Consider the following 16,565-nt stretch of genomic DNA (forward strand, 5'->3'; position numbering starts at 1 on the left):
GGAACTCCAAGTGGCCACCACCCTGTAAAGAAATGACCTGTGCGTTACTCCGTATAATGCGCAGGATCATTTGATAATAGTTTGTATGAGGGGTATCTATTAAATTGGTATGATTTTTTAGCTGATAGGTGCGATTGGATTATGTGCGAAGCCGACTTGGCGCCCCGCATAGCGGGGGGTGGTCACTTGGAGGCTGAGGGCAGGATCCAATCGTTACCGACTAGGTAGATATGGTATTAATTTAATAGATATCCTCAAAAGGAGATATAAATGATTAAAGACGCATTATATGCAGTAACGCATGGTCAAGATTTATCCTACGACCTTGCTAAAGATACAATGAACAAGATTATGAGCGGTGATGTACCCGAGGTTCCTATGGCGGGTTTCTTGTGCGCCTTGGCAGCGAAGGGCCCTACTGTAGATGAGGTTACAGCCTTTGCTGAGGTTATGCGCGAGAAGGCCGGTTCTGTTCCTCACGAAGGTACTGTTGTAGAAATCGTAGGTACTGGCGGTGACGAAGCGAATACCTTCAACATTTCCACCACGTCTGGTTTTATCATTTCTGCCGCAGGTATTCCTGTAGCAAAGCATGGTAACCGCAGTGTATCTAGTAAATGTGGTGCTGCCGACTTAATTGAAGCGTTGGGCGCTAAATTAGAGCTTAACGGCGAGCAAAACAAAGCAGTTCTTAACAAAGCGAATATGTGCTTTATGTTTGCTCCTGTGTATCATCAAGCCATGAAATATGCAGGTCCTGTACGTAAGGCGTTGGGCGTTCGTACGGTATTTAACATCCTTGGACCTTTGGCAAATCCAGCAGGCGCAACTGTGGAGTTGATGGGCGTGTACGACAAATCCTTAGTAGAACCGTTGGCGCGTGTATTGGTTAACCTTGGCGTGAAACGCGGTGCTGTGGTACATGGCTTCGACGGTCTTGATGAGATTACAGCTACCAACAAAACGTACGTATGCGAAATTAATAATGGTACTTTCACAAATTACGAATTCGATCCTAAGGAATATGGTTTCGAATACGCTGATAAAACTGAGCTTGAAGGTGGCGACGCAACAGTAAATGCTGAGATTACACGCCGCGTTCTCGGTGGTGAGCAAGGCGGTAAACGTACCGCAGTTCTTCTCAATGCTGGCATGGCGATTTACCTTGCAAAAGATGGCATTACATTAGCAGAGGGCATTGAAGAGGCGAAACATATGATCGACTCTGGCAAGGCGCTTGCTACAATGGAACAGTTTGTGAAAGCAACCCAAGAGGTGTAACCATTGATTTTAGATAAGATTATAGAGGCGACCAAAATTCGGGTAGCCCAAGAAAAACAGGTGGAATCTCCAGAGTCTGTGAAAGCAACGGCTTTAGCATTACCATCTGATACAGGATTTCCTTTTGAAGCAGCCCTTCGTCAGCAAGACTTCAACTTCATTTGCGAAGTAAAGAAGGCGTCTCCATCAAAAGGCATCATAGCAGAGCACTTCCCGTATTTAGACATCGCCAAAGAATATGAAGTAGCAGGTGCAGCTGCTATCTCTGTTTTGACGGAGCCAGATTTCTTTAAGGGTGATAAAAAATATTTACAAGAGATTGCAAGCGCCGTAAAAATCCCCGTGCTTCGTAAAGACTTTATCATCGATGAATACCAAATCTACCAAGCAAAGGTATGGGGCGCTAGTGCAATCCTATTAATCTGTGCATGCCTGGCTGTGCCTACGCTGACAAAGTTCCGTGAGTTAGCTGATTCTCTTGGCTTATCCTCTTTGGTAGAGGCTCATGATGAACATGAGGTACAAATGGCTATCGATTGCGGTGCCCGCATTATTGGCGTTAACAATCGTAACCTCAAGGACTTCACTGTAGATGTACAAAATAGTGTGCGCTTGCGCAATCTCGTGCAAGACGATGTGATCTTCGTATCTGAAAGCGGGCTAGAAACGCCGGAGGATATTCAAGTGTTGCGGGATAACAATATCGGCGTAGCCTTGATGGGTGAAACCTTCATGCGTTCTCCCAATAAGGTTGAAAAGTTAGCCTATCTTTATGGACCCACATATTATACGCCTAAGATTAAGATGTGCGGTATTTCTAAAGTGGAAACTATCCTTGCTATAGTCGATGCAAAGCCTGATTACATGGGCCTTGTATTTGCACCAAGTAAACGACAAGTCACTGTAGATCAAGCTAAGATTTTAGTAAGTGAGCTACACAAACAATATGCAAATCGATATAACAGAAATGTCATACAATGGAGTAATGATGTAGTACAAGAATTTATTAAAACGGTAGGCATTTTTGTCAATGAAACGCTAGATAATCTCGTTACGATTGCCACAGAAGTAAATCTTGATGCGGTGCAATTGCACGGTGATGAAGATGAAGCTTTCATCCAATCCTTAAAAGAACGTACTAATGTAGAGGTTTGGAAGGCCGTTCAAATCCGCAGTGCTGCAGATGCAGAGGCGTGGATCGATAGCAGTGCTGATATGCTATTGTTTGATGCATATCACAAAGACGAGCGAGGCGGTACAGGTGAAATATTCGACTGGTCTTGCTTAGATGAGTTTGAACGACCGTTTATGCTCGCTGGTGGTATCGATAGCACCAATGTGGCGCGTGCCATTCGTACGGTTCGACCGTACGGCATCGATATCAGTAGCGGGATTGAAACAGAAGGCGTGAAGGACGATGAGAAGATAAAAGCTTTCACCAACATTGTGAGAACAATAGCAATGCCATAGTATGGCGTGCTAGCAGGAATGGTATATAGAAAGGTAAGTTATATGAGTGAACAAAGACATGGCTATTTTGGCTCCTTTGGGGGGCAATTTATGCCAGAAACATTGATGAATGCAGTCATCGAACTAGAAGAGGCGTACAACAAGTACAAAGATGATCCTGATTTCGTACATGAACTTGAGGATTTACATAAAAAATATACAGGTCGCCCATCTCTTTTATACTATGCGGACCGTATGACAAAGGACCTTGGGGGAGCCAAAATTTATTTAAAACGTGAGGACTTAAACCATACTGGTTCTCACAAGTTGAATAATGTAATCGGTCAAATGTTATTGGCAAAACGGATGGGTAAAACTCGTGTTATTGCTGAAACTGGGGCAGGTCAACACGGCGTGGCAACGGCTACTATTGCTGCGCTGATGGGTATGGAATGCGAAGTATACATGGGTGCAGAGGACTGTGAACGTCAAGCACTTAACGTATATCGTATGGAATTGCTAGGCGCTAAGGTGCATCCAGTAACAACAGGGACTAGTACATTGAAAGATGCGGTTTCCGAAGCGTTGCGCGAATGGACAAACCGCATGTCAGATACGCACTATGTATTGGGCTCTGTTATGGGGGCTCATCCATTCCCTATGATCGTACGCGATTTCCAATCCATTATCAGCCGTGAAGCGCGTGAACAAATCCTTGAAGTAGAAGGCAAATTGCCAACAGCTGTTATGGCTTGTGTAGGTGGCGGCTCTAATGCGATGGGCATGTTCTATCACTTTATTCCAGATGAAGGGGTTCGTCTCATCGGTTGTGAAGCAGCAGGTCGCGGCATCGATACTGAGGAACATGCGGCAACAATCGCGAAGGGGTCTGTTGGTATCTTCCATGGCATGAAATCCTACTTCTGCCAAGATGAAGACGGTCAAATTGCTCCAGTATATTCTATTTCTGCAGGTCTCGATTACCCTGGCATCGGTCCTGAACATGCGTACTTGCACGATAGCGGTCGTGCTGAATATGTGCCTGTTACAGATGACGAAGCAGTAGATGCCTTTGAATATTTATCTCGCTTGGAAGGTATTATTCCTGCGATTGAAAGTGCTCATGCGGTGGCACATGCACGTAAAATTGCTCCTACTATGAGCAAGGACGACATCATTATTATTTGTTTATCTGGTCGCGGTGACAAAGACGTAGCGGCTATGGCGAAATATAGAGGGGTGGATCTTCATGAGTAAAATTAAAGACGCTTTCACAAAGGGCAAGGCATTCATCCCGTTCATTAGTGCAGGTGACCACGGTATTGAAAATACAGAACGTTATATTCGCATTATGGTAAAAGCCGGTGCAGACATGGTGGAAATCGGTATTCCTTTCTCCGATCCCACAGCGGAAGGCCCAGTTATCCAAGAAGCAAGTACACGCGCATTATCTACAGGCGTAAAAATCAATGATATCTTCGATATGGTGCGTTGTTTGCGCACAGGTGAAGAAGCAGTAACCGTGCCACTCGTGTTCATGACCTATTTAAATCCAATCTACGTATTCGGTCGTGAAAAATTCTTTACCCTCTGTGAAGAGGTGGGAATTTCTGGTGTTATCGTGCCAGACATGCCGTTTGAAGAAAAAGGCGAGCTCGCTAGTGTGGCCCATAAACATGGTGTTGAAGTGGTATCCTTAATTGCGCCAACATCTGAAAACCGCATCGAAATGATCGCAAAAGACGCAGAAGGCTTTGTATACTGCGTATCCTCACTTGGCGTTACAGGCATGCGCAGTGAAATTAAGACGGATATTAAATCCATCGTTGAAACCATTCGCAAATATACAGATATCCCTGTAGCTGTTGGTTTTGGTATTTCTAAGCCAGAACAAGCGGAAACTATGGCGCGCGTATCCGATGGAGCCATCGTAGGCTCTGCCATCGTTAAAATCGTGGCAGAACACGGTGAACATGCGGATCAAGCGTTGTTTGATTACGTACAATCCATGAAACAAGCTGTTCTAAAGGCTGGCGCATAACATAATAACTCATATAGCCTTGGGAAAAATTATATAGGGGATAACATAAAAGGACGTTATGCAATGTATAACGTCCTTTTCATTGGTTGGTTAATTTAGTTTTGTGTTTTTAGGGCTAGTAATATGTATTATGCGCAAGGCTTAGTCATTAGAGGATTCAGAACGTTGATGTCGTTCACTGCGTTTTGCTGTTGCATTTTTATCATGCTTTTCACGTTCAGATATTCTATGCTTTCTGTGCTTTTTCTTTTTATCATTTACTTTGTACCATGGATGATTGCTGCTATCTACTGTGCCATCATCATTTTTTACCATGCGATGGTTTTCACCAATTTTGAAGTGATAATCTTTGGCTTGGGCTACATTGGCACCAATACCAACTGTTAAGAAGGCACCTAAACTGGCCAAGGCTACGGCTTTAATTAATTTAGCTTTCATAATTATCTCCTGTATAATTGATTGTGCGAATTTTAGTTGTAAGAAATATATCTGTAGTATAGGTAGATTTCATGAATAAAAAATGAATCAACTAAGTTGATAAATCATAGTATAATAGGAATATCTATATATGTTTATTATCTAATATTATCTAAGATTATAGTAGGAGCTTTATGAAACAGAGAGTATACGAAATCCTCTATCGTGAGCTAGTGGAAAACTATGCGAACAGTAAGGGACGTACCAATACAGCCGATTTTTGGCTCACCATAAGTGCCATATCCTTTGTATATGGCTTAATTATATGTATTACAGGTCTTGCAACCTACATACCGTATGGATTTCTTTATGCTGTCTCTATCGGTGGCGGCGTATTATTTGTACTGTCCATCCTGTTATGCTTGCCGAAGATTATGCTAATGGCAAGACGGTTACGAGACTCTAATAATGATCCAACGTTGATGATTTTACTATTGGTTCCTTTTTTAGGCTGGCTTGCATTATTGTATCTATTCTGTAAGCGCACATCGCCTATATCTAATGGATTAGAGGAAAAACGTTCCGTATCGGGCCTCTTTATTGTGGCTATATTAGTATTAGGCTGCCTAGCTATTAGTGCAGGTAGTACAATGATTAATCATAATTTTATAGTAGAGGAGACTGCTTATGGCAATTTAGAACCTAGTTCGTTAACGAAACAAGCAAATCGTCTTTTACAAAGTGAAACGGCTACAACAGAGGGGCGTACTGTGGTAAGTAATTATTATGAAGCCCTCAATAAAAAGGATTATCATGGTGCATATCGTTATTTGAGCGCTCGTGCTATGGAACGATATGGTACCTTTGAACTATGGGAACAAGCCATGACTAAGGAAGAGGTTCCTAAGGTGAAAGCGATACAGCTTGACTATGTTTCTCAAGACCAAGATGATGATATTGTTGTAAATTATATGGGCTTTACCGTTACCTTTGAAGATAATCTAGAGCCTCTATTAGTTCGTTTGCATAATGAAGGCAAAGGCTGGGGCATTGTTGCTATTGAAGCCATGGAGGAGGATTAGGTTATGTCAACCATAAATATATATGATTTGAACTATACTGATGCCTTCAAATTAGGTATTAGGAACTATGCTAATTTTAACGGTCGTGTTAGCCGTAGTGAATATTGGCGATTTGTGGCAGGCGTTACATTGATACAAGGATTACTTGGCATTTTAGCTTTACTTTGTAGTATCTTGGGCTTCCCTAATTATGAAACGCTTATCGATAATGTTGCTGTAGGGGTATCCCTTTTCTTTATAGTTCCCAATATAGCTATCACAGCGCGGCGTATGCATGATATTGGACGGAGTGGTTGGACCCAGCTAATCTCATTTATTCCTGTTATAGGATTCTTTATATTTCTCATTTACGAATTGCGTCGTGGCGATCAAAGAGAGAATTCATATGGTGAAAGAACCGGATATACACCTATTACTCCTGAGGTTAGCAAAGCTACTGGTCTAGAAGAAACTCCATCCCGTCGCCAAGATTGGGCGATGGGGATTGCTATCTTTATTATCCAATCTATTATTATTGCTGATATCATTAGAGAGATATTATGGTATGGTATTAATGGGAATGGATATATATAATAAAGATCTGCATTTATTAACAATCTCATTATTTTATTTTATAAAAGTTTAACATCTCCTTTATAGACAATATAACACTTTGTAGTAAAATGAATTTCAGATGAATTCAAAAATATAGATATTAATAAATAAAAAATATCTAAGTTGTTATATGTGTTAAGTACAGCAGGACTTCGTAATCTTTGCTGATTCCTGTTTGTAACTAGAAGGAGTTTATTATGAAATCTTGTCCCTACTGTGGACATGAAGTGTTAAAAACAGATTGTTACTGTCCAGAATGTGGGCATGTTAGTAGGCCACAAATCTCGTTAGATAAATACAATCTAGGCTTGATTGAAAACTTTAAACAATGTTTGGTTTATAAATATGCTGACTTTGATGGTCGTGCAAGTCGTAGTGAATATTGGCATTTCTTTTTAGTCTATCAATTGTTGTTTGTGGCCATTCTATTTACTTGTGCTTTTTTGAGCTATATTAGCCCACTGTCTAGTGTAGTAGGCGTAGGTTTTGGCTTGGTCATTCTTGTTCTTTTGTCCGTGATTATGGTTATTCCTGGCGTGGCCGTTTCAGTACGACGCTTACACGATCAAGGCCGATCAGGCGGACTTGTATTTATTGGATTCATCCCGGTGGTAGGGACCATTATCCTGTTGATCCTTATGGCTCTACCTGGTGAAAGCCTATCAAATCGCTTTGGTCCTCCTACAGGTCAAGTGGTTGTAACAAAACAAATGGCCCGTGAATTAGGTCTTATTGATACTACGCCATCTATGGGGCTAACTGCAGGACTATTCTGCGCTATCTTTGTGCTTTGGTTCTTGGTAGATAAACTACTTATGACTAGTGCGATGTAGGCTATGATGTAGTCAATAATACTGATAATATTAACTCTCTTTATGGTTCTGCTATAAAGAGAGTTTTTGTTTTTGATATACGATAGATATGAAATGCCGTTCTTTTATGTCAAATAATTTAAAGAAAACATGAATTTTTAATTTGTGCTTGCAATATAAAAATAAAAAAAGTATAATTGATTTGACAAAAGGTAAAGTATATTTTACAAAAAGTAAAGTAGAGGTTACATAAAGTAAAGCTTACTAAAAGTAACTTTAATTTAACTGTAAGTACAATAGACTTTGCTAGACGTAGTTTTTTTATTTTATTGTAGTAAATGTAAGACGTGTTGTATCGAATGTAAGACGTGTTGTACCGATTGTAAGCCGTGTTGTGTTGTATGTAAGGCGTGTTGTATTGAATGCAAGAGTGTTGAAGTCTGTTTTGGAATAATAGATAGAATTATTTTACAATGACAGACGAGTAAAAGGGAGTAGTGGGAGAAATGGCAAACAAAATTAAGCTTTATAGAACGATGTTGGGCTTATCTCAGCATGAATTAGCGGGAAAAGTAGGTGTTACTAGAGCGACAATTAATAGTATCGAAAATGGAAAAACGATTCCTAGTTTAAAATTAGCAAATGATATAGCCGTAGTTCTCGGTAGAAGCATAAACGATGTATTTTATACATTGAATTAAAAAATGATTAATTTAATAACTAGTAGATAATAAACCTGCATTATTCATGACCACTGAGCAAAGGCTATTTCATAATTTTTAAGTTCATATTTCTTTGTGATTTTTATGATTGCAAGGAATATGCATAGGCCTTGAATGGTGGAATATTGGATGAATGGAGGTTTTATTATGTTATTTGCAAAACTTTTTAATTCTGGCAATTGTGTTTCTATAGGCTTCTATATCTGTGGTAGTTATGGACGAGGTGGATGGTAATTAGTAATCCTCGTTATTGATAAACGTTATTTATTTTAATACAGTAATTTAATATAATAATTTTAATTTCTACTAATTGAATAAATCCACCATTTAAGGCTATATTATTTTGTATTTTAAACAAGTCATATAATAAGTTTTATGTTTTTCGAGGGTGTGGGAGATGCTCTGGAGGTAATGTTAAATTACATCTTTTCAGATTATCTTGCACACTCTTTTTTTATTATTGTTATTAGATATTAGGCTCTTTAATAATGTCAATAATTGGTTGTTGCAAAGGTTTTGAAAAATGGATCGAAGCAAATCATATAAAGAAAAAATCTATATCGATATTGTTGTTTTATCTATATTTCCAGTTTTCTTTACGATTATCTCAGGGATAATCGTAGACCTTCTTATTGGTGATTTACGATATGGGCATCTTTCTTCAGCACTTACAGTTTGGATAAGTATGATTATAGGAATGTTCATTTTTCCTATTATTTATTTGCGTAAGAATGATAATGCTGTGTGTAATCCTGTTGATTTAGGGTTGGAAATTGATTTTCCTCTCGATGTAATTCTTATCACACTTGTGATTATATTTCTTATAGTTGTAAAGACTATGATTTTTAAAGGAGATATTGTTTTTGCTCTTGTGCAGAACATACCAATCGCTTTTTGTGAGGAGTTTTGGTGTAAAGGTGTTATCTTTACACAATTGAAACATATATTCAAAAATAATTATATAGTTATACTTATATCGGCAATAATATTTGCTTTTATAACGCATTTAGGACAGAGTTTTTTAGCGAATCTTGTCGTTAGGTTTCCATTTGGACTTGTTTCTGGATTTATTTATTATAAAACTGGAAAATTAATTTATCCTGTTTTATTGCATTTATTATATAATGCAATGATTGTTTGACTCATCTTTTCAATCATTCATTGTTAATAATTGAAGGAGGCCAGCAATTTATGAAGAAATATACTTTTATATTATTACTCGTCTATATAGTTAGTATATTAGCTATAACGATGTGTGTTGAAAAAATTAATGCATTATCTATTTTAGGTATATTTGCATGTCAACTTATTGTTTCAGTTATTCTCTTAATTCTATCTAAAAATAAAGGTAGAAAAAGTTTAAAAGTGTTAGTGGGAATAAATATAGTTTTCTTTTCAGTATATAATATTTTACAAAACTTTTTTATTTTGACTGGCAGCAGACTTGAAAGCGTTTTACAGAATAGTAATTTTGTAAATAGTAATAATATTTCCGAATCGTTGAACAGTCCGATAGAAAATACTATTACTAGTATTATAATTGTCATAGTTATACACTGGTTTGTTTTTTATAAGCTTAATAGAGATCAGAACAATGAAACGATTTAGTTTACTATTTCAAAGACCTTTACTTGCCATAGGTTCTTTGATTTTGGCTGTTCTTTATTCCATAATGATGCCGATGTTAGCAATATTGATGCAATGGATTACTAATTCGTTAGTTGAAAATCAGGGAATTGATTTCTTCCAGATATTTATATGCTTAGGGTTTGCGATAGGTATTTTTATATTATCTACTTTATATGTATTGACAAAAGATAGATTGATTAATTTTATAATAAAAAATGAGAAACAACGCATATTCAATCAATTATTCAGCAAAAATATAAGTGACTTTCGAGAGGATAATACATCTACTTATACTACCATTCTGAATCAAGATATATATATTATAGAGCGAGACTATTTTGAGACACTATACAGTATTATAGGAGCTGTATCTACTGTTATTGTATCACTTGTGATTATGTGGTCCATATATTTTAAAATAGTCTTCATTATGTTAGGTCTTGTGATAATTGGGTTGGCTATTCCTAATTTATTGGGATCTAAGATGGGGAAATATAAGAAAGAATATCTTGGTAGCTTTGGACAGTTTAATGGAGTCATAAAGGATTATTTCAATGCCTTTGAAGTGATAAAGTCGTATCGTGTATTGAAAAATATTATAAGCTCTTTTAATTTTTATAATAATGACCTTGAAAATAAGAGGCTAAGGAGTAAATTATTTGAAGATTTCGTTCTGCTGCTTTCTACTGTTACTGCATTCATTCTAGGACTTACCATGTTTTTGATATGTGCATATTATGTAAGTATAAATGAAATACGTGTAGGAGATATGATTGCGGTCGTACAGCTTTCAAATAGTATTATGAGTCCCATCATGATGATACTACTGTCGTTAGGTCAAGTTGTTTCAGCAAAAAAAATATGGAATCATATCGATCAGATTAAGTTGAGAAAAGATAACGCAACTGATATTGATACAATTGAGAAGCCTATTAATAATCAAATTAATTTTTCTAAAAGTATAGATTTTAAACATATAAGTTTTGCATATCCCGGAAAAGAACGAAATATACTCAATGATATTAATCTTAGTTTCAAAAAAGGTAAAAAATATGCAATTGTAGGCACATCTGGGAGTGGTAAGACGACATTGTTGAAACTGATTTTACGTTATTATGATAGTTATTTAGGAAGCATAACTTTTGATGAATATGACTATCATCAAATTAATGATGAAGTAGTGTATGACAATATCACTTATATGCAGCAACATAGCGTAATGTTTAATGATACTTTGGAATACAACTTGACATTAGGCAATACTGTTTCAGAGGAACTCCTATCTCAATCCATTGATAAAGCAAATTTAAAGGGGATTATAGAACGTTTGGATAAAGGAATTAAAACAATTGTTCAAGAGAATGGAAATAACTTCTCCGGTGGAGAGAAAAAGCGGATTGAAATATGTAGGGCACTTTTAAAACAATCAAATATTATTATAGTTGATGAGTTTTCTTTTGGACTGGATAATCTTACAGCGAAAACTTTGGAACAGGAACTTGTAAGTCTTGATGCAACTGTTATTAATGTAACGCATTTTTTAGAAAAAGATATTTTGAAACTGTATGATGAAATTATTGTGATAGAAGATGGAACTATTAAAGAGGTCGGCTATTTTGATGATTTGTATAAAAAGGGATTTCTATTCTATAGACTCATTGAAAAAGGAGGGCTAATAAATGAACAGCATGCTTCATGATAGAACATATTTATTTAATATTAAGGGAGTAAATATTATTGGCAATGGAGAAAATGGGGCAATAATAGGATTAGATGATGCCGGTATAGACTTCGTTAATAGAATGAAAGCAGGCTTAATTGAAGAAGATACGCTTAATAATGATGAAAAACAAATTATGGCTGCATTAAATGAGTTTGGTTATTTTAAAAAAGACACTAGTGTCTTGAAAAATGCCTATCTTCATGTGACGGATAGATGTAATTTAAGTTGTGTAGGTTGTTACTCGTATATAGAAGAAAGAAATACACAAAAAGATTTAACTACTGCACAGTTAAAGCATATTGTTGATCAATTAGTAGCTTGTGGGGTTGAGCGGTTAGTTATATCAGGTGGAGAACCTTTTATAAGAAATGATATGGCAGACATTTTGGCACATATTAAAAAACATAATATAAGTGTTGCGGTCATTACTAATGGTACAATGGATTGGAATCGAGTAGAGAAAGCAATCCCCTTCATTGATAGTTTAAGTGTATCTGTAGATGGATATAATAGAGAAACCAGATTTATCAGAAATGAAGGAATAATGGGCAAGGTCTTAGATTTTGTGGAACACTTTAAGAGTCTTGTACATGTTCATTTGATATTTACTTTACATAAAAAGAATATTAAATATATGAGAAATTATATTCGGCTGGCTGAAGGTTTAAAAGTATCCTTTAATTTCAGTATATTTACAGTCGATCCATATGATAAAACTTTCTCAGACTTTATTTTAGATGATAATGATATTTATGAAATTGTAAAAGTAATTAATGAAGGAGACAATGTTTATATAGAAGATAGTGTTATTAATGGAAATAGTGATGGAATAGAGGGTCTATGTTGTAAAGTGGGCTGTGGATTGGGTTGCAAAATGGTTAGTATTGCAGCAAATGGAGAGGTTTATCCATGCCATATGCTTCATAAGGATACTATGAAGATGGGGGATATTAAAACGGATTCTTTGAAAAATATTCTAAAAAATAAGGAATCTATATGGTCTCATATGACAGTAGATAATGTTAAAGGTTGTAGTAGTTGTGACTATAAATATATGTGTGGCGGAGGTTGTCGAGGAAGATCTTACTTATATGATAATGTTATAGACAATAAAGATCCATTCTGTATGTTAACAAAGTTATATTTAGAACAGCGAACTAAAGTTTTTGAAAATTTTACAAAGTAATGAGGTGATAATATGGCTTTTGGTGCAGAAACAATTACAAGATGGCAAAATAAACTTGTTCAATATTTTCATGATAATGGTGCTTGTTCAGAGGATTCAGCATTATCAGAATATGAGGTTTTACAGGCCAGTGCCATTAATAAACGAACCTTACGTATATTGATTCGTGAAGGGGTTATTGTGAAATGTTCCAAAGGGTTATATTTAGATGTAGATAAATGGGATACTTTTAAGCATTCTATAAAGCGATTTTTTCTTATATGTTAGTTGGAATATTTTAAATACTAGAGGTATACGAACAAATTAGTATAATGAGTCTATTAGTATAAATAGAATATATATTTGACAATTACGTTGTTTCCAGCCTATAATTATCTATTATATGAATATTGCGTTGAAAAAGACGGCATGTCTCAGACGGATTTTGTAGAGATCAAACTCATGGGCTGAAAGGTTTGGAAATCTAGAGATGTGCGGATCACTTTGGAGCAAGCGGCAACGCCGCCGGTGAACACCGTTATATGTCTAAGTGGCTTTCACAATATGAGAGATGAGTTGCGTCTTATGTGTTACAATCATGTGCTAGCATGGTGTGACAATCGCAGAAATGCGGTGGCGTTTAGCTTTCACAAGTAACGAGAGTCAGTAGGGTGGTACCACGGATATTACGTCCGTCCCTTCGGGGACGGGCGATTTTTTTATGTAAAAGGAGCACATCATGGATTACGGTAAGACGTTACATTTGCCTGAAACAGAATTCCCAATGCGCGGCAATTTGCCTAAGCGCGAACCAGAAATCTTAAAATTCTGGGAAGATAACAAGATTTATCAAAAACGTTTGGAATTGCGTAAAGACGCAAAGCCATTCATTTTGCATGATGGCCCTCCATATGCAAACGGTAAATTGCACATTGGTCATGCCCTCAACAAAACGTTGAAGGACATTATCATGAAATACAAAACTATGACTGGTCATTATACTCGCTACATTCCTGGTTGGGATACGCACGGCTTGCCAATCGAGCATGCGGTTATTAAGAACACTGGTCTTAACCGTCATGAAATGGCTCCATTGGACTTGCGCAATAAATGTAAGGAATATGCATTGGAGTGCGTAGAAACACAAAAACAAGACTTCATTCGTTTTGGTGTATTAGGCGAATGGGACCGTCCGTACTTGACATTGCGTCCTGAGTTCGAAGTTAAACAACTTGGCATCTTCGGCGAAATGGCAAAACGCGGACATATCTATAAAGGTCTTAAAACTGTATACTGGTGTACGCACTGCGAAACTGCATTGGCAGAAGCAGAAATCGAATATGCTGAGAAAAAATCCTTCTCCATTTACGTAAAATTCCCTTATGTATCCGAGAAAAAGGTAACATTGCCAGCTGGCGTAGATCCAAAACAAGCATACGCTGTTATTTGGACAACTACTCCTTGGACAATGCCTGCCAACGTAGCTATTTCCGTTAACCCTGATCTAGAATATGGCTGGGTGAAAGCTGGCGACGAATACTACTTGATGGCTACTGAACTTGTTGACGCAGCTATGAAAGATATTGGTATCGAAGACTATGAAATCGTAAATCGTTTTTCCGGCGCAGACTTAGAATTAGCTGAGTTCAAACATCCATTCGTTGAACGTACATCCACTGTATTGTGTGGTGACCATGTAACACTTGAAGCAGGTACTGGTTGTGTACATACAGCTCCTGCACACGGTGAAGACGACTTTAACATCGTTATGCGTTATAACAAGGAAGGTAAAACTGAGCTTCCTATCATTTCCCTTGTTAACGAAACTGGTAACTATACTAAACAAGTAGATGACAATCGTTATGGCGATACTGAATTCCCATTGGCTGGCGTGGAAATTCACGATGCAGAGGTGCCTGTTATTAAAATCTTGGCGCACAATAATGCATTGCTTCACAAATCTAGCTTGCGTCACCAATACGCTCACTGCTGGCGTTGTAAAAATCCTGTCATCTATCGCGCTACAGAACAATGGTTCTCCTCTGTAGATGGGTACCGTCAACAAGCGCTTGATGCAATCGACAACCAAGTGCAATGGATTCCTAAATGGGGCCATGACCGCATCTTCAACATGGTGCGCGACCGTGGTGACTGGGTAATTTCTCGTCAACGTATTTGGGGCGTGCCAATTCCTATTTACTATTGTGAAAGCTGTGGCGAGCACATCATCAACGATGATACTATCAAAGCATTACAAGAAAAAGTAGCCGTAGAAGGCTCCGATGCTTGGTGGGCGCACAGCGCTAAGGAATTATTACCAGAAGGTTTCAAATGTCCTCATTGCGGTCATGATGAGTTCAAAAAAGAAACAGACATCATGGACGTATGGTTCGACTCTGGTTCCTCTTGGGCTGGCGTACTCGAAGTTAATGATCTTGACGTACCATGTGCTATGTACCTTGAAGGTTCTGACCAACATCGCGGTTGGTTTAACTCTTCCTTGTTGACTGCAGTAGCTACAACTGGTAAAGCACCATACAACTCCGTATTGACTCACGGCTTCGTTGTGGACGGTGAAGGTCGCAAAATGTCTAAATCTGTAGGTAATACAGTGGCTCCAAGCGACATCATCGATGTATACGGTGCCGATGTAATGCGTTTGTGGGTATCTTCTGCGGATTACCAAGCAGACGTACGTTTGTCCAAAGACATCGTAAAACAATTATCCGAAGTATACCGTAAGATCCGTAATACATTCCGTTTCTTGCTCGGTAACTTGGATGACTTCAATCCGAATACCGATAAAGTGGCTTACGCAGATATGTCCGAATTCGATAAATGGGCATTGTTGCGCTTAGAAGAAGTACGTCAAAAGGTTACTGATGCGTACGAAAATTATGAATTCCACATGTTATACCATGCAATTCATAACTTCTGCACCGTAGACTTGAGCTCCATCTATCTTGATGTAATGAAAGATACTATGTATGCTGAAAGCAAAAACAACGTAGCTCGTCGTTCTGCTCAAACAGCAATGTATGAAATCTTGAAAACATTGGTAGCTATGGTATCTCCAGTGCTTTCCTTTACAGCGGAAGAAGTTTGGAAATACATGCCTAAAGAAGAGGGTATGCGCGAATCCGTTATGCTTCAAGATTGGCCACAAGGTCATCCAGAACACTTCAACCAAAAATTGGCTGACAATTGGAACCAATTGTTAGACTTGCGTACATCCGTACAAAAAGCTTTGGAACTTGCGCGTCAAGACAAAACAATTGGTCACCCATTGGATGCATCCGTTACGGTATACGCTGAAGGCGCTGCATTTGATGCATTGAATGCTCTTGGTGAAGAAGGCTTGGCTAAACTCGTTATCGTATCCGAAGCTCACATCGTGAACGGCGCTGCACCGGCAGAGGCTGTAAAAGACGAAGAAACTGGCGTCGCAACAGTTGTTGTTGCCTCTGGTCTCGAAAAATGTGAACGCTGCTGGATCCACCGTGATACAGTAGGTCAAGATAGCGCACATCCTACACTCTGTGCACGCTGTGCCAGCGTTGTAAAAACACTATAATAAAAAAAGACCATCCTGTTGAACTTCACTTCCCAAAATTGTGTCCAATTTTGGGGGAGCAGCTCACTGGGGATGG

The 16,565-nt window shown here is 37.9% G+C and carries 15 protein-coding genes; 14 read left to right on the forward strand and 1 reads right to left on the reverse strand.

The window, feature by feature from the left end; genetic code table 11:
- Positions 1-270: 270 nt before the first annotated feature.
- From trpD to trpA, 4 genes are read left to right on the forward strand one after another with little or no spacing between them, the layout of a single operon-like run.
- A complete protein-coding gene (trpD, locus tag VPAR_RS00805; protein WP_012863758.1) occupies positions 271-1,281 on the forward strand; it encodes an anthranilate phosphoribosyltransferase in 1,011 nt (336 codons plus the stop codon).
- Between the two features lie 3 nt (positions 1,282-1,284).
- Positions 1,285-2,751 (forward strand): bifunctional indole-3-glycerol-phosphate synthase TrpC/phosphoribosylanthranilate isomerase TrpF, encoded by a 1,467-nt coding sequence (gene trpCF, locus VPAR_RS00810; RefSeq protein WP_012863759.1) that lies wholly within the window; start codon positions 1,285-1,287, stop codon positions 2,749-2,751.
- A gap of 42 nt (positions 2,752-2,793) precedes the next feature.
- Positions 2,794-3,987: a tryptophan synthase subunit beta gene (trpB, locus tag VPAR_RS00815; RefSeq protein WP_012863760.1), complete on the forward strand. Its 1,194-nt coding sequence runs from the start codon at positions 2,794-2,796 to the stop codon at positions 3,985-3,987.
- Positions 3,980-4,771, forward strand: a complete 792-nt coding sequence (gene trpA / locus VPAR_RS00820) for a tryptophan synthase subunit alpha (RefSeq protein WP_012863761.1) — start codon at positions 3,980-3,982, stop codon at positions 4,769-4,771. The genes trpB and trpA overlap by 8 nt, the downstream gene beginning before the upstream one ends.
- A gap of 141 nt (positions 4,772-4,912) precedes the next feature.
- Here the strand turns inward: trpA and VPAR_RS00825 are convergent, their stop codons facing one another.
- A complete protein-coding gene (locus tag VPAR_RS00825) occupies positions 4,913-5,209 on the reverse strand; it encodes a hypothetical protein (protein ID WP_012863762.1) in 297 nt (98 codons plus the stop codon).
- A gap of 173 nt (positions 5,210-5,382) precedes the next feature.
- Between VPAR_RS00825 and VPAR_RS00830 the strand changes: the two genes are divergently transcribed.
- From VPAR_RS00830 to ileS, 10 genes are all read left to right on the forward strand, one after another.
- Entirely contained in the window at positions 5,383-6,270 is an 888-nt protein-coding gene (locus tag VPAR_RS00830; RefSeq protein WP_012863763.1) for a DUF805 domain-containing protein, read from the forward strand.
- A 3-nt stretch (positions 6,271-6,273) separates the two neighbouring features.
- A complete protein-coding gene (locus VPAR_RS00835; RefSeq protein ID WP_012863764.1) occupies positions 6,274-6,843 on the forward strand; it encodes a DUF805 domain-containing protein in 570 nt (189 codons plus the stop codon).
- Between the two features lie 218 nt (positions 6,844-7,061).
- Positions 7,062-7,697 carry a DUF805 domain-containing protein gene (locus VPAR_RS00840; protein ID WP_012863765.1) on the forward strand — a complete coding sequence of 212 codons (636 nt, stop codon included), beginning with the start codon at positions 7,062-7,064 and terminating at the stop codon, positions 7,695-7,697.
- A gap of 485 nt (positions 7,698-8,182) precedes the next feature.
- Positions 8,183-8,377 (forward strand): helix-turn-helix transcriptional regulator, encoded by a 195-nt coding sequence (locus tag VPAR_RS00845; protein ID WP_012863766.1) that lies wholly within the window; start codon positions 8,183-8,185, stop codon positions 8,375-8,377.
- A 544-nt stretch (positions 8,378-8,921) separates the two neighbouring features.
- On the forward strand, positions 8,922-9,539 hold the full coding sequence (locus VPAR_RS00850) for a CPBP family intramembrane glutamic endopeptidase (protein ID WP_012863767.1): 618 nt from the start codon (positions 8,922-8,924) through the stop codon (positions 9,537-9,539).
- Positions 9,540-9,589: 50 nt separating this feature from the next.
- The gene (locus VPAR_RS00855; RefSeq protein ID WP_012863768.1) at positions 9,590-10,006 is read left to right on the forward strand and encodes a hypothetical protein; all 417 of its coding nucleotides are present in this window, start codon (positions 9,590-9,592) and stop codon (positions 10,004-10,006) included.
- Positions 9,993-11,726 carry an ABC transporter ATP-binding protein gene (locus VPAR_RS00860; RefSeq protein ID WP_012863769.1) on the forward strand — a complete coding sequence of 578 codons (1,734 nt, stop codon included), beginning with the start codon at positions 9,993-9,995 and terminating at the stop codon, positions 11,724-11,726. Before VPAR_RS00855 ends, VPAR_RS00860 begins: the two co-directional genes overlap by 14 nt.
- Positions 11,707-12,936, forward strand: a complete 1,230-nt coding sequence (locus VPAR_RS00865; protein ID WP_012863770.1) for a radical SAM/SPASM domain-containing protein — start codon at positions 11,707-11,709, stop codon at positions 12,934-12,936. Before VPAR_RS00860 ends, VPAR_RS00865 begins: the two co-directional genes overlap by 20 nt.
- A 12-nt stretch (positions 12,937-12,948) precedes the next feature.
- A complete protein-coding gene (locus VPAR_RS00870; protein ID WP_012863771.1) occupies positions 12,949-13,203 on the forward strand; it encodes a hypothetical protein in 255 nt (84 codons plus the stop codon).
- A gap of 451 nt (positions 13,204-13,654) precedes the next feature.
- Positions 13,655-16,489: an isoleucine--tRNA ligase gene (gene ileS / locus VPAR_RS00875; protein WP_012863772.1), complete on the forward strand. Its 2,835-nt coding sequence runs from the start codon at positions 13,655-13,657 to the stop codon at positions 16,487-16,489.
- Positions 16,490-16,565 lie beyond the last annotated feature (76 nt).

The sequence above is a fragment of the Veillonella parvula DSM 2008 genome, assembly GCF_000024945.1.
GTDB classification, from domain to species: domain Bacteria; phylum Bacillota; class Negativicutes; order Veillonellales; family Veillonellaceae; genus Veillonella; species Veillonella parvula.

Coding starts and splice junctions, on each gene's coding strand:
- trpD (WP_012863758.1), top strand. CDS start 271: ATGATTAAAGACGCATTATATGCAGTAACGCATGGTCAAGATTTATCC.
- trpB (WP_012863760.1), top strand. CDS start 2,794: ATGAGTGAACAAAGACATGGCTATTTTGGCTCCTTTGGGGGGCAATTT.
- trpA (WP_012863761.1), top strand. CDS start 3,980: ATGAGTAAAATTAAAGACGCTTTCACAAAGGGCAAGGCATTCATCCCG.
- VPAR_RS00825 (WP_012863762.1), bottom strand. CDS start 5,209: ATGAAAGCTAAATTAATTAAAGCCGTAGCCTTGGCCAGTTTAGGTGCC.
- VPAR_RS00830 (WP_012863763.1), top strand. CDS start 5,383: ATGAAACAGAGAGTATACGAAATCCTCTATCGTGAGCTAGTGGAAAAC.
- VPAR_RS00835 (WP_012863764.1), top strand. CDS start 6,274: ATGTCAACCATAAATATATATGATTTGAACTATACTGATGCCTTCAAA.
- VPAR_RS00840 (WP_012863765.1), top strand. CDS start 7,062: ATGAAATCTTGTCCCTACTGTGGACATGAAGTGTTAAAAACAGATTGT.
- VPAR_RS00845 (WP_012863766.1), top strand. CDS start 8,183: ATGGCAAACAAAATTAAGCTTTATAGAACGATGTTGGGCTTATCTCAG.
- VPAR_RS00850 (WP_012863767.1), top strand. CDS start 8,922: ATGGATCGAAGCAAATCATATAAAGAAAAAATCTATATCGATATTGTT.
- VPAR_RS00855 (WP_012863768.1), top strand. CDS start 9,590: ATGAAGAAATATACTTTTATATTATTACTCGTCTATATAGTTAGTATA.
- VPAR_RS00860 (WP_012863769.1), top strand. CDS start 9,993: ATGAAACGATTTAGTTTACTATTTCAAAGACCTTTACTTGCCATAGGT.
- VPAR_RS00865 (WP_012863770.1), top strand. CDS start 11,707: ATGAACAGCATGCTTCATGATAGAACATATTTATTTAATATTAAGGGA.
- VPAR_RS00870 (WP_012863771.1), top strand. CDS start 12,949: ATGGCTTTTGGTGCAGAAACAATTACAAGATGGCAAAATAAACTTGTT.
- ileS (WP_012863772.1), top strand. CDS start 13,655: ATGGATTACGGTAAGACGTTACATTTGCCTGAAACAGAATTCCCAATG.